This is a genomic window from Stenotrophomonas sp. BR163 (assembly GCF_047520985.2).
Classification (GTDB): domain Bacteria; phylum Pseudomonadota; class Gammaproteobacteria; order Xanthomonadales; family Xanthomonadaceae; genus Stenotrophomonas; species Stenotrophomonas sepilia.
In genome coordinates this window covers 53019-70579 of record NZ_JAXBRE020000001.1, presented here as the reverse complement: position 1 = coordinate 70579, position 17561 = coordinate 53019, and the positions used below count along the sequence as shown (strand labels likewise).

Annotated in this window: 19 protein-coding genes and 1 tRNA gene; 11 read left to right on the top strand and 9 right to left on the bottom strand. The window is 66.6% G+C overall.

Features of this window, described 5'->3' with window-relative positions; translation table 11 throughout:
• Positions 1–40: 40 nt before the first annotated feature.
• From ACM0PY_RS00355 to ACM0PY_RS00340, 4 genes are all read left to right on the top strand, one after another.
• A complete protein-coding gene (locus ACM0PY_RS00355) occupies positions 41–1411 on the top strand; it encodes a formimidoylglutamate deiminase (protein ID WP_134970709.1) in 1371 nt (456 codons plus the stop codon).
• Between the two features lie 27 nt (positions 1412–1438).
• Entirely contained in the window at positions 1439–2167 is a 729-nt protein-coding gene (gene hutC / locus ACM0PY_RS00350; protein ID WP_134970711.1) for a histidine utilization transcriptional repressor HutC, read from the top strand.
• Between the two features lie 94 nt (positions 2168–2261).
• Positions 2262–2444, top strand: coding sequence for a type II toxin-antitoxin system HicA family toxin (locus ACM0PY_RS00345; protein ID WP_072168179.1), 183 nt, complete (start codon positions 2262–2264; stop codon positions 2442–2444).
• Between the two features lie 8 nt (positions 2445–2452).
• On the top strand, positions 2453–2845 hold the full coding sequence (locus ACM0PY_RS00340) for a type II toxin-antitoxin system HicB family antitoxin (protein WP_005417308.1): 393 nt from the start codon (positions 2453–2455) through the stop codon (positions 2843–2845).
• Positions 2846–2986: 141 nt separating this feature from the next.
• On the opposite strand, the gene ACM0PY_RS00335 is transcribed toward ACM0PY_RS00340, so the two are convergent.
• From ACM0PY_RS00335 to ACM0PY_RS00325, 3 genes are all read right to left on the bottom strand, one after another.
• On the bottom strand, positions 2987–3991 hold the full coding sequence (locus tag ACM0PY_RS00335; RefSeq protein WP_180883917.1) for a restriction endonuclease: 1005 nt from the start codon (positions 3989–3991) through the stop codon (positions 2987–2989).
• A gap of 236 nt (positions 3992–4227) precedes the next feature.
• Positions 4228–4719 (bottom strand): phasin family protein, encoded by a 492-nt coding sequence (locus tag ACM0PY_RS00330; protein WP_134970713.1) that lies wholly within the window; start codon positions 4717–4719, stop codon positions 4228–4230.
• 81 nt (positions 4720–4800) lie between these two features.
• Positions 4801–5076 (bottom strand): polyhydroxyalkanoic acid system family protein, encoded by a 276-nt coding sequence (locus ACM0PY_RS00325; protein ID WP_005417302.1) that lies wholly within the window; start codon positions 5074–5076, stop codon positions 4801–4803.
• A gap of 125 nt (positions 5077–5201) precedes the next feature.
• Between ACM0PY_RS00325 and ACM0PY_RS00320 the strand changes: the two genes are divergently transcribed.
• The 4 genes from ACM0PY_RS00320 (at position 5202) to aroA (ending at position 9866) form a co-directional block, all read left to right on the top strand.
• Entirely contained in the window at positions 5202–6008 is an 807-nt protein-coding gene (locus tag ACM0PY_RS00320) for an FHA domain-containing protein (RefSeq protein WP_134970717.1), read from the top strand.
• A 137-nt stretch (positions 6009–6145) separates the two neighbouring features.
• Positions 6146–7231 (top strand): 3-phosphoserine/phosphohydroxythreonine transaminase, encoded by a 1086-nt coding sequence (serC, locus tag ACM0PY_RS00315; RefSeq protein ID WP_134970719.1) that lies wholly within the window; start codon positions 6146–6148, stop codon positions 7229–7231.
• Positions 7232–7282: 51 nt separating this feature from the next.
• Positions 7283–8482, top strand: a complete 1200-nt coding sequence (pheA, locus tag ACM0PY_RS00310; protein WP_005417297.1) for a prephenate dehydratase — start codon at positions 7283–7285, stop codon at positions 8480–8482.
• Between the two features lie 76 nt (positions 8483–8558).
• Positions 8559–9866, top strand: a complete 1308-nt coding sequence (gene aroA / locus ACM0PY_RS00305) for a 3-phosphoshikimate 1-carboxyvinyltransferase (protein WP_134970721.1) — start codon at positions 8559–8561, stop codon at positions 9864–9866.
• Positions 9867–10052: 186 nt separating this feature from the next.
• Here aroA and ACM0PY_RS00300 read toward each other — a convergent pair whose 3' ends face one another.
• A complete protein-coding gene (locus ACM0PY_RS00300; RefSeq protein WP_134970722.1) occupies positions 10053–10625 on the bottom strand; it encodes an energy transducer TonB in 573 nt (190 codons plus the stop codon).
• A 119-nt stretch (positions 10626–10744) separates the two neighbouring features.
• Positions 10745–11383, bottom strand: coding sequence for an energy transducer TonB (locus ACM0PY_RS00295; protein ID WP_180883918.1), 639 nt, complete (start codon positions 11381–11383; stop codon positions 10745–10747).
• A 113-nt stretch (positions 11384–11496) separates the two neighbouring features.
• Between ACM0PY_RS00295 and serS the strand changes: the two genes are divergently transcribed.
• A complete protein-coding gene (gene serS, locus ACM0PY_RS00290) occupies positions 11497–12777 on the top strand; it encodes a serine--tRNA ligase (protein ID WP_180883920.1) in 1281 nt (426 codons plus the stop codon).
• A 66-nt stretch (positions 12778–12843) separates the two neighbouring features.
• Here serS and ACM0PY_RS00285 read toward each other — a convergent pair whose 3' ends face one another.
• Together ACM0PY_RS00285 and ACM0PY_RS00280 are read right to left on the bottom strand one after the other, a co-directional pair.
• Positions 12844–13206, bottom strand: coding sequence for an SH3 domain-containing protein (locus ACM0PY_RS00285; protein WP_180883921.1), 363 nt, complete (start codon positions 13204–13206; stop codon positions 12844–12846).
• Between the two features lie 136 nt (positions 13207–13342).
• Entirely contained in the window at positions 13343–13930 is a 588-nt protein-coding gene (locus ACM0PY_RS00280) for an FMN-dependent NADH-azoreductase (RefSeq protein WP_180883927.1), read from the bottom strand.
• Between the two features lie 127 nt (positions 13931–14057).
• On the opposite strand from ACM0PY_RS00280, the gene ACM0PY_RS00275 reads away from it, so the two are divergent.
• Positions 14058–15050, top strand: coding sequence for a LysR family transcriptional regulator (locus ACM0PY_RS00275; protein ID WP_005410175.1), 993 nt, complete (start codon positions 14058–14060; stop codon positions 15048–15050).
• A gap of 55 nt (positions 15051–15105) precedes the next feature.
• On the opposite strand, the gene ACM0PY_RS00270 is transcribed toward ACM0PY_RS00275, so the two are convergent.
• Positions 15106–16179 carry a DUF4241 domain-containing protein gene (locus tag ACM0PY_RS00270; RefSeq protein ID WP_180883929.1) on the bottom strand — a complete coding sequence of 358 codons (1074 nt, stop codon included), beginning with the start codon at positions 16177–16179 and terminating at the stop codon, positions 15106–15108.
• Positions 16180–16303: 124 nt separating this feature from the next.
• Here ACM0PY_RS00270 and ACM0PY_RS00265 point away from each other — a divergent pair.
• Positions 16304–16393 (top strand) — tRNA-Ser (locus ACM0PY_RS00265).
• Positions 16394–16559: 166 nt separating this feature from the next.
• Here the strand turns inward: ACM0PY_RS00265 and ACM0PY_RS00260 are convergent.
• The gene (locus ACM0PY_RS00260; protein WP_180883931.1) at positions 16560–17309 is read right to left on the bottom strand and encodes a hypothetical protein; all 750 of its coding nucleotides are present in this window, start codon (positions 17307–17309) and stop codon (positions 16560–16562) included.
• Positions 17310–17561: the final 252 nt, after the last annotated feature.

Here is a 17561-nt window from a genome sequence, read left to right as displayed (position 1 = left end):
TGTCTATACAATATAGGCGTCCATTTCGGGTTGTCCAGTCATGTCCGATTCGCGTTCCCCGCACAGTTTCCATGCTGCCCACGCCTTGCTGGCCGAGGGCTGGGCCCGCGATGTCCGCCTGCAGGTGCAGGACGGCCGCGTCACGGCGATCCACACGGGGCAGGGCGCCCAGCACGACGACACCCGCGTCGGCATCCTGGTGCCGGGCCTGCCCAACCTGCACAGCCACGCGTTCCAGCGCGGCATGGCCGGCCTGACCGAGATCGGCGGCGGTGACGGCGACAGCTTCTGGAGCTGGCGCGAGCTGATGTACCGCTTCCTGGCCCATCTGCGCCCGGATGCGGTGCAGGCCATCGCCGCCCAGGCCTACATGGAAATGCTGGAAAGCGGCTTCACCCGGGTCGGCGAGTTCCATTACCTGCATCACGATGCCGATGGCCACGCCTATGCCAACCGTGCCGAGATGAGTGCACGGATTGCCGCCGCCGCCGACCAGACCGGTGTCGGCCTGACCCTGCTGCCGGTGTTCTATGCGCATGCCGATTTCGGCGGGGCGCCGCCGAACCCCGCGCAGCGACGTCTGATCCACGACGTGGACGGCTTCGCGCAGCTGCTGGATGCCGCAAAGCCGGCATTGGCCGCGCTGCCTGACGCGGTGCTCGGCATCGCCCCGCACAGCCTGCGCGCGGTTACCGGCGAGGAACTGGGCGCGCTGCTGCCGCTGACCGACGGCCCGGTGCACATCCACATCGCCGAACAGGTGCGCGAAGTCGAGGCCTGCCTGGCCTGGAGCGGCCAGCGCCCGGTGCAGTGGCTGTATAACCATGTGCCGGTGGATGCGCGCTGGTGCCTGGTGCATGCCACCCACATTACCGATGACGAGCGCGCGGCCATTGTGGCCAGCCAGGCGGTGGCCGGCCTGTGCCCGATCACCGAGGCCAACCTGGGCGACGGCCTGTTCCCGATGCAGGCGTTCGCGCGCGAGGGCGGGCGCTTCGGCGTCGGCTCCGATTCCAATGTGCTGATCGATGCGGCCGAAGAACTGCGCCTGCTTGAGTACGGCCAACGCCTGACCCTGCGCGGGCGCAATATGCTGGCCCCGGATGCCACCCGCAGCACCGGCCGCTTCCTGTTTGAAGGCGCCCTGCTCGGTGGCGCACAGGCGCTGGGCGTGGCCGCTGGCCTGCAGGTCGGGGCCAGTGCCGACCTGGTCGAACTGGATGCCGCACACCCGGCGCTGCAGGCGCGACAGGACGACGCATGGCTTGACAGCTGGGTGTTCGCCGCACGTAATGGCGCGCTGCGATCGGTCTGGCGCCATGGCCGCCAGTGCGTGGCCGAGGGCCGCCACCTGCAGCGCGAGGCGATCACCACCGCCTTCGCCGCCGCCCTGCGCGGCGTGCTGGGCTGATCGCCTCCGCCACCGGGACCTCATTACGTGAAGGCAAGCAAGTCCGCCACGCTCAACCAGCGTATCCGCAGCGATCTGGAAAGCCGCATCCTCAGTGGAGAGTGGGCACCGGGCTTCCGGATTCCGTACGAGCACGAGCTGATGGAGCAGTACGGCTGCTCGCGGATGACGGTGAACAAGGTGCTGACCGCACTGGCCGAGAGCGGCATGATCGAGCGCCGCCGTCGCGCCGGTTCATTCGTGGCGCGTCAGCCGCCGCACCTGGAACAGGTGGCGCTGGAGATTCCCGATATCGCGATGGAGGTCGGCTCGCGCGGCCATCAGTACGCTTACCGCCTGCTGCAGCGCGACCTGCGTCTGGCCGATGCCGGCAATGCCGGCGAAGTGGAGCTGGCCGGCAGCGCAATGCTGCTGGCGATGCGCTGCCTGCACCTGGCCGATGGCCGTCCGCTGGCGCTGGAGCATCGCCTGATCAGTCCGGTGGGCGTGCCCGAGGTACTGGAAGTCGATTTCAGTACCACCGCGCCGGGCAGCTGGCTGCTGCAGAATGTGTCGTGGACCCGTGCCCAGCACCGCATCAGCGCCTGGGGCGCGGATACCGCTACCGCCAGGCTGCTGGACGTGAAACCGGGTACCGCCTGCCTGGTGATCGAGCGCCTGACCTGGCGTGGCGATCAGCCGATCACCCGCGTGCGCCAGGTGTTCCTGGGGGATGCCTGGGACCTGGTTGCGCGCTTCGCGCCGGGCGCTCGCTAGGGATTCCATCCACGCATGGCGTGGATCTACTGGTCCGGTACGGCGGTCGTCTTGAACTCTGTTGGTGCGTGTGTACGATGTGTATCGTCCCTGCATGAAGAGCAGGGACCTCATCCGGGATCTGGAGGCGGCAGGTTGGACCTGTTGCAGGATTCGCGGATCCCATCATGTATTCGTGCACCCGCAGTGGCCTCACATCATCACCGTGCCTCACCCCAGAAAGGATCTGGGCAAGGGGCTGGTTCAGGCGTTGCGGAAGCTCGCAGGATTGACGTAGGAGGTCCCATGCGCTATCCAGTCTTGATTGAGGCCGGCGATGAACGCACCGCGTGGGGGGTCATCGTTCCCGATCTGCCGGGGTGCTTCTCGGCAGCCGACACGCTTGACGATGCACTCAGCGCGGCCGAGGAGTCTGCGCTTGCCTGGATCGATGCGGCCCTGGATGAGGGGCGCTCGATTCCCAGTCCTTCTGCGCCACAGAAGATCGTCGCCGAGGCTCCCAGTGGTACGGCCTGGATTCTTGCCTACATCTGCATTGATCCATCTCTGCTGGACGACACCATCGAGCGGGTCAACATCAGCCTGCCGCGTCGCATCCTGGCCAGGCTGGATGCGCAGGCCAGGGCGGCCGGCGAATCCCGCTCCAGTTACATCGCCCATCTCGCAGCATTGGGCTGAGCGGGCGCCTTGTAGAGCCCAGCCCATGGTCGGCTGCTGTTCGCGCGTTGCGCGATGAGTCGAGCGTGGCTCGACTCTGCAAAGGCATCCACGCATGGCGCGGGATTCAGTAGATCCACGCCATGCGTGGATGTTGCCCCATCAATACGTAGCGCACTGCCGCCAGCGTACGGGTTCATCCACGCCGGGGCGGGCGTTGAGCTGGATGCGCACGTTGCGCAGGGCAGGGTAGTGCAGCACTTCCTCACAGACCTGCGGCCAGACCTTTTCCAGTTCACCGGTGCGGTTGATCGCCAGCGTCTGCCGGGTCAGCCAGACACCGCTGGCGATGCCGGGCTTGCCGGCCAGGGCGCGGGCCAGATCGGCCTGGAAGCGCTCCAGCGTGGCCGCATCCGGATTGGGATTGCTGCGCGCGTCGGCCGCCGGGGCGACGGCAGCCGCGGGTGAAGGGGCGGCCGGGAGCACTGCCGCGGTGCCAGCAGGTTCCGCCGCAGGCGCGGTTGAAGGCGTCGCCACCACCGGTGCCGCAGCAACCGGCGCGGCCTCTTCCACACGCAGGCCCTGCAGGCCCAGGCCAACCAGCAGCCCCAGCGTTGCCGAACCCAGTGCGGCGATGGCGATGCGGCGCAGCGCTTCGTGCCGGGCGCTGGCGCGCACGCGTGCTTCGATGTCGCCGGGCAGGTAAGGCTGCAGCAATGGCCACAGGCGCGGGCCGTCCAGCACTTCAACCGCCTGCTTCTCGGCGGCGCTGCGGCCGCCGCGCTCGATGCGGCCTTCGGTCAGCAGCACGCCGCCCTTGGCACCGGCCAGGCGCGCGGCCGCACCCAGCTCGTTCACTGCGGCGGTGCCGATGCGGTAGGCCAGGCCATGCTTGCACGACACCAGCCAGTGGTTGGGGCCATCGCTGAGCATGAAATCGCTGCTTGGCTCGCGGGCTTCTTCCGCCGGATCGATCAGTTCACGCAGGCCGCGCTGTTCGCGCAGCATGCGCTTGACCAGAACCGAGAATTCGCGCCAATGCATGCCCGCCAGGGCCTGCAGGCCGAGTTGCATCTCCTTCTGCCGCCGCTTGACCCACCACAGATAGACAACGGCCAGGGAACAGCTAAGCAGGGCCGACAGCAGGGCCAGGATCCAGGGGAGCATGCAGAAGTAGGGCGGAAGGGGCGAAAGCGGAGGACGACAGTGTAAAGGTCGCGGTGCCTGGCCGGGTCAGGATGTTCCTGACAGAAAGCGTGATGGAGCGCGCAGATCGGCGCACAGCGGGCACGAAAAACCCGCCAATCCTGAAGCCGTGAGGGGAGGGAACAAACGGCAGCCGAAGCGATTGGCGGGTTGCTCGCGATTGTCAATCATATTTTATTGCATTGCAACAATCGTGGTCAGGGCACGCTGTCCGGAGACTGATGGCTGCCCGGAGCAGGGGCATTCGTGCCGGACGCGGCGCGGTTTTCCAGCTTGGCCAGGCGCGCGTGCAGGGCATCAATGCGGGCCTCCAGCGCGGTCACTTCGTCGGCGGTGGGTACATGCAGGCGCTTGAGTACGCCCTGCACCTGGTCATCGAAGGCCTTCTCCACCTTGTTCCAGGTGCCGGAGGCCTTCTCGCGGGCCTCGTCCAGCGAGGTCTCGACATTGTCACGCCAGCCCGGGCCCTGATCGCCGTTGCGTTCACGGCGGCGGGCTTCCCAGGCTTCGCCTTCCTTCACCAGGCCATCGAAGAAGCGGCTGCCCTCGGCCTGGGCGCGACCCAGCGCACCCAACCCGGCCAGCCAGACCTGCTGGGCCGAATCGCTCAGCTTGCGCGAGAAGCGCTCGGCCTGGTCACCGAAAGAGGCATCGTCGTTGCGGCGGTCGTCGTTCTCGTAGTGGTTCATCGCACTTCCCGTGGGAGTTGGGCCTGCCCCCAAGAGTAGCGCGCACCGGCGTTGCACGGCCGTGACGGCCGCCGCCGGGGTTCAGCCCAGCTTTTCCTTCAGCACACGCTGGATCTCGCCTTCGACCATGCCCTTCATCGCCGACAGCAGGAAGCCCAGCTTGGCGGTTACGCGCACGGCACCCGGCTGCAGTTCGATCGCACCGTCCACGCCGCTGCCGGAGAAGTTCAGTACGTCGGCGGTCCAGGACGACTTCAGGCCAAAGCGCTCGGACAGCTTGGCAGCGACCTGTTCGATCGCGGCGCGCGCCTGTGCATCGGGCAGGGCGTGGGCGTGGCGGACATCGATGGTGGACATGCAGGCTCCTGGCGCAGGGCGGGGTAGGTCGAAGAGGGCAAGCATTGTGCGCATCAAGGGCCGCCGCGCCAAGCACTCATCGTGGGTTCTTCTTCGTTGGCGACCAACCTGCTAGTCTGCGCCGCGTGCAGAACCTGCTTGTTCACTTCAGTCAACAACAACAGCCCGACCAGCCCTTGCGGCCCGGGGTGCAGCGCATCGTGCGCCAGGCCAACGGCAGCGTGCGGGTTGGAGATCCCGGCCACGGCGCACTGCTGCTGGCCCAGTTCTGCATGGATGATCGCGGCCTCTGGCTGCAGGTCGGCAACGGCATCCGCGGCGTCCACGTCAACGGTCGCCCGGTACGCCGGATGGCCCTGCTGCGTGCGGGCGATGCGGTGTATGTGGATGGCGTGGAGATGGTCCTGCAGGGCGAGGTCGAAAGCCTGCTGCAGGCGCCTGCGCCGAAAACCGAAGATGGCAGCGACGAGCAGCAGCGGCTGCTCCGCGGTGTCGGCGGCCTCCATCATGGCCGCAGCTTCACCCTGTCGCGGGCCCGCCTGATCGGGCGTGGCAACGAGGCCGACATCGCCATCGATGACCCGGCTTTTGCCGAGCAGCATGCCCGCGTGGAAGTGCACGGCGAACGCGTGCTGCTGCGCGACCTCGGCAGTGCCGACGGCACCCGCGTCAATGGCGTGGCCGTGCGCCATTGCTGGCTGCAGGCCGGCGACCAGGTGGTGTTCGATGGCCAGCACCGTTTCGTGCTGGAAGTGCCGCATGATCCGCGCCGGCGGTCGTTGCCGGTCGAGGACGAGTCGGGCGAGGACGTGGAACAGGCGCCGGTGCTGCCGGCTGCGCCGCGCAGGGTGCGGCGCTGGCCGTGGCTGCTGGTCAGTGCGCTGCTGCTGGCCGCGCTGCTCAGCCTGCTGCTCTGGTTCGGCGCGCGCTGACGGTGGTGCCGGCCAGCGGCCGGCACTACCCGGTCGCGTTGCCGATGGATTCCAATGAAACCAAATTTCCCTTGCCGCACAAGGCCGCAAGGCTGGTGCACTGCGGCATACTAGGCGTCTTGCCCCACAGGTGTGACATGACGCGCGCGTTCAACTTCAGTGCCGGCCCTGCGACCTTGCCGGAATCGGTCCTGCGTCAGGCGCAGGCGGAAATGCTGGACTGGCACGGGTCCGGCGCTTCGATCGTGGAAATGAGCCATCGCGGCGCGGAATTCATGTCCGTGGCCGCCGAGGCCGAGGCCGACCTGCGTCGCCTGCTTGATATCCCGGAAGACTATGCGGTGCTGTTCCTGTCCGGTGGTGCCACCACCCAGCAGGCGCTGATCCCGCTCAACTTCGCCGCCCCCGGCCAGCGTGCCGACTACGTGGTCAGTGGCCACTGGGGCAAGACCGCGGTCAAGCAGGCCGGTGTCTACGTCGACGTCAACATCGCCGCCAGCAGCGAGGCCGATGGCTATCGCACGCTGCCGCCGCGCGCCGACTGGCAGCTGTCACCCGATGCCGCCTACGTGCACATCACCGCCAACGAGACCATCCACGGCGTCGAGTTCCGTGATGTGCCCGACACCGGCAACGTTCCGCTGATCGCCGACTTCAGCTCGTCCATCGCCAGCGAGCCGCTGGACGTGCGCCGCTACGGCGTGATCTATGCCGGCGCGCAGAAAAACCTGGGTCCGGTCGGCATCGCGGTGATGATCATCCGCCGCGACCTGCTCGATCGCAGTGGCCAGCCGCGCGCGGACATCTTCGATTACCGCTCGCATGTCGCCCGCGATTCGATGCTCAACACCCCGCCGACCTGGAACTGGTACCTGGCCGGCCTGGTGTTCAAGTGGATGCTGGCCGAGGGCGGCGTGACCGAGTTCGCCAGGCGCAATGCCGCCAAGGCCGCGCTGGTGTACGGCGCCATCGACGGCTCCGGCGGCTTCTACCGCAATGAGGTTGCACACGCGGCCCGTTCGCGGATGAACATCCCGTTCTTCCTGCCAGATGCCGATCTCGATGCCCGCTTCGTGGCCGAGGCCAAGGCCGCAGGCCTGCTGGCGTTGAAGGGGCACAAGGTCGTCGGTGGCATCCGTGCCTCGCTCTACAACGCCATGCCGCTGGCCGGGGCCGAGGCGCTGGTCGCCTTCATGGCCGATTTCCAGCAGCGTCACGGCTGAGCAATGAACGGCGCGCACCGTCGGGTGCGTGCCCCGCAACAAGGAATTCAGATGGCAAGCAGCAAATCCAGCAAGAAGGCGCCGAAGAAGGCCGAACCGGCCAAGGACAGCGTGCCCACCAAGGCGAAGGGCAAGGCCAAGGCCACCTCGAACCCGGCACCCACCCTGGCGCCGCTGGCGCTGGCCGATGTGCGCTCGAAGATCGACCAGATCGACCGCGACATCCAGAGCCTGATCGCCGAGCGCGCGCGCTTCGCCCACCAGGTCGGCAAGGCCAAGGGCAAGCTCGCCGCCGCTGTCGACTACTACCGCCCCGAGCGCGAAGCGCAGGTGCTGCGCATGGTGGTGGACCGCAACGAAGGCCCGCTCAGCGATGAACTGCTGGTGCACGTCTACCGCGAGATCATGTCGGCCTGCCTGGCCCAGCAGGAGCCGCTGAAGATCGGCTACCTCGGCCCGGAAGGTACTTTCAGCCAGCAGGCGGTGCTCAAGCATTTCGGCCGTTCGGCGCTGGGCCTGCCGATGGCCAGCATCGAAGAGGTATTCCAGGAAGTGGAAGCGGGCAACGCCGATTTCGGCGTGGTGCCGGTGGAGAATTCGGGGCAGGGCACCATCCAGATCACCCTGGACATGTTCCTGACCTCCAACCTGAAGATCTGCGGCGAAGTGGAACTGCGCGTGCAGCAGTACCTGATGTCGCGCAGTGGCCGCATCGAGGACATCGAACGCATCTACGCGCATCCGCAGTCGTTCATGCAGACCTCGGCGTGGCTGCGCGCCAACCTGCCGAAGGCCGAGAAGATTCCGGTGTCGAGCAACGCCGAGGGCGCGCGCCGTGCGCGCAACGCCGACGACGCGGCGGCCATCGGCGGCGAGAGTGCCGGCCACGTGTACGGCCTGAAGAAGGTGGTCACCAAGCCGATCCAGAACGATGCCGACAACACCACCCGCTTCCTGGTGGTGGGTCGCAACATTTTCCCGACCTCCGGGCACGACCGCACCTCGGTGCTGGTGTTCATCCATGACAAGCCCGGTGCGCTGTTCGACGTGCTCAGCCCGTTCGCCCGCCACGGCATCAGCATGAACCGCATCGAGTCGCGGCCGTCACACCACGGCAAGTGGGAGTACGGTTTCTTCATCGACCTGGCCGGCCACATCGACGACGCGCCGATGCAGGCCGCGCTGGCCGAACTGGAAGCGCACTCGGCGCAGATCAAGGTGCTGGGCTCCTATCCGGTGGCCGTGCCCTGAGTGCTGCTGCGGCGGCAACAGCCGCCGCTCCCTGATGCATCGCCGGCGCTGCCGGTGTTTACGGAATGATCGAACGATGAGCAACGCGCAACACTGGATAGCCCGCAAGGGCCAGCCGCTGCAGGGCAGCCTGACCATTCCCGGCGACAAGTCGGTCTCGCACCGCTCGGTGATGTTTGCCGCGCTGGCCGATGGCACCTCGCACATCGAGGGCTTCCTGGAAGGCGAGGACACCCGCGCCACCGCGCGCATCTTCAGCCAGCTGGGGGTGCGCATCGAAACCCCCAGTCCGTCGCAGCGCGTCGTGCACGGCGTCGGCATCGATGGCCTGAAGGCGCCGGATGCACCGCTGGATTGCGGCAATGCCGGTACCGGCATGCGCCTGCTGGCCGGCTTGCTGGCAGGGCAATCGTTCGACTGCACGCTGATCGGCGATGAGTCGCTGTCCGGTCGCCCGATGCGCCGCGTGACCGGCCCGCTGTCGCAGATGGGCGCAAGGATCGACACCCAGGACGATGGCACGCCACCGTTGCGCGTGCATGGTGGCCAGACGCTGCACGGCATCGATTTCGCCTCGCCGGTGGCCAGCGCGCAGGTCAAGTCGGCGGTGCTGCTGGCCGGGCTGTATGCGCAGGGCGAAACCAGCGTGACCGAACCGCACCCGACCCGCGACTACACCGAGCGCATGTTGTCCGCATTCGGCGTGGACATCGCGTTTTCGCCGGGCAAGGCCCGCCTGCGCGGTGGCCAGCGCCTGCGCGCCACGGATATCGCGGTGCCCGCCGATTTCTCCTCGGCCGCGTTCTACCTGGTCGCCGCCAGCATCATTCCCGGTTCCGAGCTGCGCCTGAAGCAGGTCGGCCTGAATCCGCGTCGCACCGGCCTGTTGCATGCGCTGCGCCTGATGGGTGCGGACATCACCGAAGAGAACCCGGCAGAACAGGGCGGTGAACCGGTGGCCGACCTGGTGGTGCGCTACGCCCCGCTGAAGGGCGCACGCATTCCGGAAGAACTGGTGCCGGACATGATCGACGAGTTCCCGGCGCTGTTCGTGGCGGCAGCTGCTGCAGAAGGCCAGACCGTGGTGACCGGCGCCGCCGAGCTGCGGGTGAAGGAATCCGATCGTCTCGCAGCGATGGCCACCGGTTTGCGCGCGCTGGGCATGCAGGTGGACGAAACTGAAGACGGTGCCACCCTGCATGGTGGCGTGCGCCTGCGCAGCGGCACCATCGAAAGCCACGGCGACCACCGCATCGCCATGGCGTTCGCCATTGCCGGCCAGATCAGTGACGGCGAAGTGCGCATCAACGACATCGCCAATGTCGCCACGTCCTTCCCGGACTTCGACGGCCTGGCGCGCAGCGCCGGCTTCAACCTGGCCTGACCGGCCGATCAGGTTTTCCGGTAGGTGCCGACCATGGTTGGCACGCGCCCCCTGTCCGGTAGGTGCCAACCTCGGTCGGCGCGCTCACATCGATCGGTAGGTGCCGACCTTGGTCGGCACGCTTCTCCGCATAAAAGGACGGAGGCCGAAGCCTCCGTCTAAACATCACGAACCCCTCGTCCGCGATCAACGCTGTCCGGTACGGAAATCCACCGGGACCCGCACCACACTGGCCACTGCACGGCCTTCATGCATCGCCGGCTGGAACTTCCAGTTCTGCACGGCGCTCAGCACCGCACGATCCAGGTCACGGCTGCGCTCGCCGCTGCGCGAAACAATCGCAGCATTGGTCACTTGGCCGCGGGCATCGACATTCAGGCTGGCGATCACGCTGCCCTGCACGCCATTGCGCAGCGCGGCAGCGGGGTAGGTCGGCTTGCTGTTGCCTGCCAGCGGGCGCGCCTCGCGATTGCGTACGGCAGGGGTGGCCTTGCGCTGGTTGCCGGCCGCTGCGGCCTGGCGTGCCGCAGGCTGCTGTACGTCGGCGACCGGCGCCTGCTCGGGCGCGGGCAGCATGCGCTCGCCGACCGGTGCCGGCGCCACGTCTTCCTGGTTCGAGTGACGCAGCCAGAGCAGCGCGGCGGCAAACATCGCCACGATCAGCGCGATCCACATCCAGGGCGACGTGGGCTTGTGCTGTTCGCTGGCGTCCTGCTGCAGCTGCGGCGAATGAAGGTCTTCGTGGGTGGTGGCGGTCATCGCAAACTCCTTCCGTCAATGGACGACGGCGAGAGTGTTGCGCGGGCCAGTGGCGGGAAGTGTCAGCGTTGCGTCAACGCGACCGGCAGGGTTCAGTTTGCCTGCCGGGAAACGTTCAGTTACTGGGTCTTGAAGTCGAACGGCACTTCAATGCTGCCCGGTACGGCCTGGCCGTTGCTCTGTGCCGGGGTGAAGCGCCAGCGGCGCACCGCACCGGTCGCGGCACGGTCGAGCTCGCGTGAGCCGCTGCGCTGGATCACCGTGGCATTGTTCGGATAGCCGGTGGCATCCACGTCCACGCGCACCACCACGCTGCCGGTCTCGCCGGCGCGCAGCGCGGCGACCGGGTAGGCCGGTGGAGGCGACTGGCCGGCAATCGGCATCGGCTGGCTGTTGACTGTGGCAGCCGGCGCCGGGGCCGGTGCGACCGGGGCCGCTTCAGCGACGGGCGCCGGCGGTGGCGGCGGGGTTTCGACCAGCTTCGGGGCTTCCTCCTCGGCCGGGGCCGGCTTGGCATCGGGCATGTCGCTGGAACCGGCGGCCGCAGCCAGCGGTTCGGGCAGCGGTTCCACCTGCGCCGTCTCCTGCGGGGTCTGTGCGGCCGGGTCGGCGCGGAAGAATTCCTTGTCGCGACCGGTGTACCAGACCAGCACGAACAGCAGCACGCCCACGCCGAAGGCGATGCCCGCGATCTTCAGGGCGTTGCGCGGGATATGCACGGTAAACGACTTGGCGGACGACGAGCGGGGTGCAGACATGGACCGGACCAGTACGGAATGCCCAGATTCTGCCACGGCGGGAATGAACCGGGCGGCAGAAATCCGTATAACAAGCGATAATCCCATCCCTGATACCCACCACGACACCTGCCATGCTTGATCCAGCCCTGCTCCGCCACCAGCCCGCCGACCTCGCCGAACGCCTGCGCACCAGCCGCGGCTTCGAGCTCGACGTGTCTGCCCTGGAGTCCCTGGAGGCCGATCGCAAGCGCATCCAGGTGCGTACCCAGGAGCTGCAGAGCCTGCGCAACAGCCGTTCCAAGGCCATCGGCCAGGCCAAGGCCAAGGGCGAGGACGTGTCGGCCATCATGGCCGAGGTCGCTGCATTCGCCGACGAGCTGAAGGCCTCGGAAGTGGCGCTGGACGAGCTGCGCGAGAAGATCGAAGCGATCTCTATGGGGATCCCGAACCTGCCGGCCGATGACGTGCCACCCGGTGCCGACGAGAACGACAATGTCGAGCAGGCGCGCTGGGGTACTCCGCGCCAGTTCGGCTTCAAGGTGCTCGACCACGTTGAGCTGGGTGCGCGCAACGGCTGGCTGGACGGCGAGACCGCGGCCAAGCTGTCCGGCTCGCGCTTCACCGTACTGCGCGGCCCGATCGCGCGCCTGCACCGTGCGCTGGCCCAGTTCATGGTCGACCTGCACACCGGTGAGCACGGCTATGAGGAAACCAACGTGCCGCTGCTGGTCAACGCCGATTCGCTGCGTGGCACCAGCCAGCTGCCGAAGTTCGAGGACGACCTGTTCAAGACCGCCGTGGGCGACTCCACGCGGTACCTGATCCCGACCTCGGAAGTGCCGCTGACCAACATCGTGCGCGACGAGATCGTCGACGCCGAGCGCCTGCCGCTGCGCATGACCGCCCACTCGATGTGCTTCCGTGCCGAAGCCGGCAGCGGCGGCCGCGACGTGCGCGGCATGATCCGCCAGCACCAGTTCGAGAAGGTCGAGCTGGTCTCGATCAGCCGCCCGGAAGACAGCGACGCCGAGCACCAGCGCATGACCCGCTGTGCCGAAGTGGTGCTGGAAAAGCTGGGCCTGCCGTACCGCAAGGTGCTGCTGTGCACCGGCGACATGGGCTTCTCGGCGGTGAAGACCTACGATCTGGAAGTCTGGCTGCCGTCGCAGGAGACCTACCGCGAGATCTCCTCGTGCTCGAACTGTGGTGATTTCCAGGCCCGCCGCATGCAGGCGCGCTGGCGCAACCCGGCCACCGGCAAGCCGGAGCTGGTGCATACCCTGAACGGCTCGGGCGTGGCGGTTGGCCGTGCGATGATCGCGGTGATGGAGAACTACCAGAACGCCGACGGCAGCATCACCGTGCCGGAGGCCCTGCGCCCGTACATGGGCGGCCTGGAAACGATCGCCTGACAGCCGGCGCTTTGCGCCGCCGCCCGAGCGTAGGCTCGGGCGCTACAGATCCATGTAGAGCCGAGCCTATGCTCGGCTCTCCTTTATGGCCCGCAGCTTCTCCAGCGGCACCCATTCCGGTTCGCCGTTCTCCGGCACGCACCACGCCCAGCCATTGAGGATGCGCAGCCCGCGCAAGATCTGCCCGGGATCCACATCCAGCTCCCGCGCGCAGTAATCCTCCGTGGCATAGGCGTCATCCTGCGCATCGCGACCGATCACCGGCGCCGGCACGAAACCGGGCTGCTGCCCTTCGGCTCGGCACAGGAACCAGTCTTCCCAGCCCTCCGGGCCTTCATAACGTTCGCCCACCACCAGCGCCTGGCCACGGCGAAGGTTGATCGGTTGGGGAAACTCGCTGCGGTGCGCAGCCGTCACGATGTAGTTCATGGCCCCAGCCTAGCGCGTCGCAAAAGAAAACGGCCCCGCATAGCGGGGCCGCGAGGGTGGGCCGGGAGGGGGAGGGGATCCCGGCCCGCGTTCAGCGCCCAGACGAGGAGAGAGGGGCGCCGAACGTTGGAACGCGTTACGCAGCGACGGCTTCGGCTGCTTCGTGCGACGGAAGTGCCGCCAGCGCACCGGCGATGGCGTCTTCACGGTGCTGCGGCGAATAGGCGATGCCCTCGGCGCGCACGAATTCGACCTCGTTGATGCCCATGAAGGCGAACACCTGGCGCAGGAACGGCTCCTGGAAGTCGGCCGGCGAGTCGGTGTAGATGCCGCCACGGCTGCTGGCGATGATCACCCGCTTGCCACCGGCCAGGCCCACCGGGCCGTTCTCGGTGTACTTGAAGGTGCGGCCGGCCACGGCCACGCGGTCGATCCAGGCCTTCAGCGTGGACGGAATGCTGAAGTTGTACATCGGCGCGCCGATCACCACGATGTCGGCGTCCAGGAACTGCTGCATCACCTGTTCAGCATCGGTCGCCTCGGCCGCGTCGGTCCTGGCCAGCGAGCTGCTGCGCAGATGCGGTACCGGATTGGCGTCAAGATCGCGATAATCGACCTGCAGGCCATCAATCTGGCTGGCGAAGCGGGCGACCACGGCGGCCGACAGCTGGCGCGAGACGGAGTTGTCGCCAAGCACGCTGGCGTCGAGATGCAGAAGCTTCATGGCAGTCACCTGTGTTCTGGGAGGAAGGGGCGGGGTAGCCCCGCCGACGGAGAGAACGATAGGTTGTTGCAAAGGCGGAATAAAGGTGGTTGAATGCCACGTATTGTTCTAGATATGGAACTCGGGTATGCATGACCTGAATGACCTGTACTACTTCGCGATGGTGGTCGACCACGGCGGATTCGCCGCCGCCGAGCGCGCACTGGGTATTCCCAAGTCGCGCCTGAGCCGCCGCATCAGCCAGCTGGAAACCGACCTGGGCGTACGCCTGCTGCAGCGCTCCACGCGCCGTTTCGCGGTCACCGATGTCGGCACCAGCGTGCACCGCCATGCGCAGACGATGCTGGCCGAGGCCCAGGCCGCACGCGAAGTGGTGGACCGCCTCAGCGCGGAGCCGCGCGGCGTGGTGCGCGCCAGCGTGCCGGTGTCACTGGCGCAGATGCAGCTTCCCAAGCTGCTGCCCAAGTTCCTTGAGCAGTACCCGAAGGTGCGGCTGCAGCTGAACATCAGCAACCGCCGCGTGGATATCATCAATGAAGGCTACGACGTCGCCCTGCGCGTGCGTTCGCGCCTGGATGACGACGGCAGCCTGGTGATGCGCAGCTTCGGACAGGTGCAGGAACTGCTGGTGGCCAGCCCGAAGTACCTGGACCGCGCTGGCCGCCCGAAGGACCCGGAAGAGCTGACCCAGCACGTCACCCTCAGCATCAGCGAAGACGAAGCCCGCCAGCGCTGGGAGCTGCACGGGCCAGAAGGCGAAGTGCGCCGGGTCGACCTGCAGCCGCGCGTGGCCGGCTTCGACTTCCCGCTGCTGCAGAGCATGGTGAAGGACGGTTTCGGCATCACCATGCTGCCGGAAACCGTCTGCGCCGACGCCGTGCGCAATGGCGAGCTGGAAGTGGTGCTGCCGGACTGGTCGTTGCCGCAGGGCGTGTGCCACGCCGTGTTCGCCTCGCGCCGCGGGCTGTTGCCAGCGGTGCGCGTGTTCATCGACTTCCTGGCCGAACATCTGCCGCCGCAGCTGGAGGCCTCGCGCCTGGATTGCGGTGGCGCCTGTGAGAAGGCCAAGGAGCGGATCAAGGCCAGTGCGCTGGGTGCGCTGGCGGTGGATGCCGGCTGAGAGAGCTGAGTGGTAGCGCCGGGCCATGCCCGGCGTTGCTGTTTTCCAGCGCTGATCAGTTCCGGCCGAACAGCCGGTCCCAGAAGCTGCGGCGTCGCGCTGCGGCCGGTGGCGGTTCGGCCGCAACGACGGGCGCTTCCAGCACCGCCATCAACTCCGCGCTGCGCGGCTTCTTCAGGAAGCGAGCATAGTCCAGATAGCCGGTCACCTTGCTCATGTGCAGGCGCTCGGGCATTGCCGGTAGCTCGCCACCCTCTAGCAGCACCCGCAACGCCTGCGGGCGGTCCAGGCGGATCGCCTCGTACAGGGCGGTGCCGCCGCAGCCTGGTTCGATCTGGTTGGCGCGCTGCGGCGCATCTTTCAGCAGGTCCTGTAATGCCTCAGTGTCGTCTCGTTCGACGGCAGCCACCAGTCGTGCCAGCGCCTCGGCTTCTGCAGCTGGCAGGTTGTCGCGATAGGCCTGGTCGGCAATCTCGCGCTCGTCGCGCCCATCGCCGCCCTGGATGCACAGGAAATCGGTGACCAGGGCGACCGGAATGCCGGACGTGTCCAGCGCCCAGTAGCTGGGATAGACACCGTCGCCCCAGCCGCTGGTGAAGACCACCAGGCCGTGCGGCGAGTCCTCGCCCCAGGGGCGGTACTCGGCGCCTTCATCCAGGCCATCATGGTCGATCAGTGCATCCGACCATTCACTCTCTTCGTCGCCATCGGCCTGTTCGATCAGGGCCAGCAGCGCCTGCTGGGTGTCGGCGTCCATGAAACAACCGATGCCGGCGTCGACCGGGTAGCCGATGAAGCTGTCCTCATCCAGGCCGGTCAGGTCCTGCGTGGTCCAGCGCGCCATCTGCCAGTGCAGGGCGGTCGCGGTGAGAGCTTCGCGTGGCTTGAACCAGACCACGGCCAACGCCGGGCGGCCGCTGTGCACGATGATCTCGACCGGATGCCGCCCCAGCGGGGCGGTGTAGTCGGCCAGCGCTGGCGCCTCCGCTTGCACCAGTGGATCGCAGACCACCAGCTCCCCGCTGCTGACCGGCAGATGGCCGGCGAAGGTGCGGTGCAGGGCCACAGCGGCCAGCTGTGTATCGTCCAGCAGGCAGGTGCGCAGGTTGGCCAGATCGAGATGGGCCATGGCGGCTCCGAGTGCGGTGAAGGCTCCCACCGTGCCGGATGCAAAGGGCAGGGGCAAGGTGGACTTGGGCAAATGCCCTTCACGTGCGAGAATACGTCGCTGCCCGGGCGACCGGGACCCGATTGGAGAGATGGCCGAGCGGTTTAAGGCACCGGTCTTGAAAACCGGCGAAGGGTTAAACCTTCCGTGGGTTCGAATCCCACTCTCTCCGCCAGGATTAAAGAAGCCCCTGTTCTTGCAGGGGCTTTTTTGTTGAAGGATGCATCGCTGGCATGACATGGGCCATGGCGCGCCCCGATTGCGCTTCTGCAGTAGGTCATGCAATCCAACCGGTGAAGTAAGAGCGCCCTCAAAAGGGCGCTCTATGGCTTGTAGTGAGCCTACCCCTGAGGGCGTGGATCAGGCACTTGGTCGCCTGCGAATCCCTTGTAAAGCAGAGATGCCCTGCTATCGGCAGCCGCCAGCTCGGCTGAGCTGAGGCGCATCTTCGCAATCTCAATCGCTGCCTTGTGATCGCCCAGGATGTAGGCCAAACGGAGGTAGGCTGCACCATCCACCGCGTTTGGCACTTTCGATTCGCGGTACGACTCCGAGATCGCGTATAGCGCGTAGAAGTTGCCTGATAGCACCTGATTTCGGAGTAGCACCTGGCCGTCCATGAAATTTTTCTCCATGGCAATCCGTTTTCCCAGCACCGCAGAGGCAGTGGGGTCACCCGCTGACGCTTTTTGTTGCAGTACATCCATCGACTCTGAACGCAGTCGCTCGAGTTCAATTTGCGATGGATATTTGTGGCGGATCAGCCACTCAGCTTCTTCTTGCGACTTTGCCTGCAACGGTCCGGCGTCTCTGCAGTCTCCAGTGCATAGGCGCTGTGCAACTGCATTGGAGTCATTGGGTCCGCCAACGTTTGATTGCTGCGACGCGATGGCGCGTGGTGCCTGATCCGGGTTGGCGGTCCGCGAAACGGCTCGTTCTGCCGTCGTTGACATACTGCTCTGGTCAGAGGCCGTTTGTTCTGAGCAGGCAGTTGCGGTGACCACAAAAATGGCTGCAAACAGGATCGATCTGGTGTGCATTATTGTACCCCACACATATTGTTCTGGACCTGGATCCACCACTTGGAACATGACGCATCTTCCGTCACTGAGCGCCATTTCTCGCCGATCGAATTTCGCGTGTCAATGAGATCGATGATCCCGTACGGAACGTAGTTTTCGAGGGGCACGCCTACTGCGCGTTGATGCTCAATGAACCAGATCATGAAATTCTGATTGTCATTGGCCTCTGCGTCGAACGCTTTCAGCATCTGGATGCAGTACTGCTCTGGTTTGGTCAACGTCCCCCTACGCGATACTGACTTGACGCATTGATCTGCATGT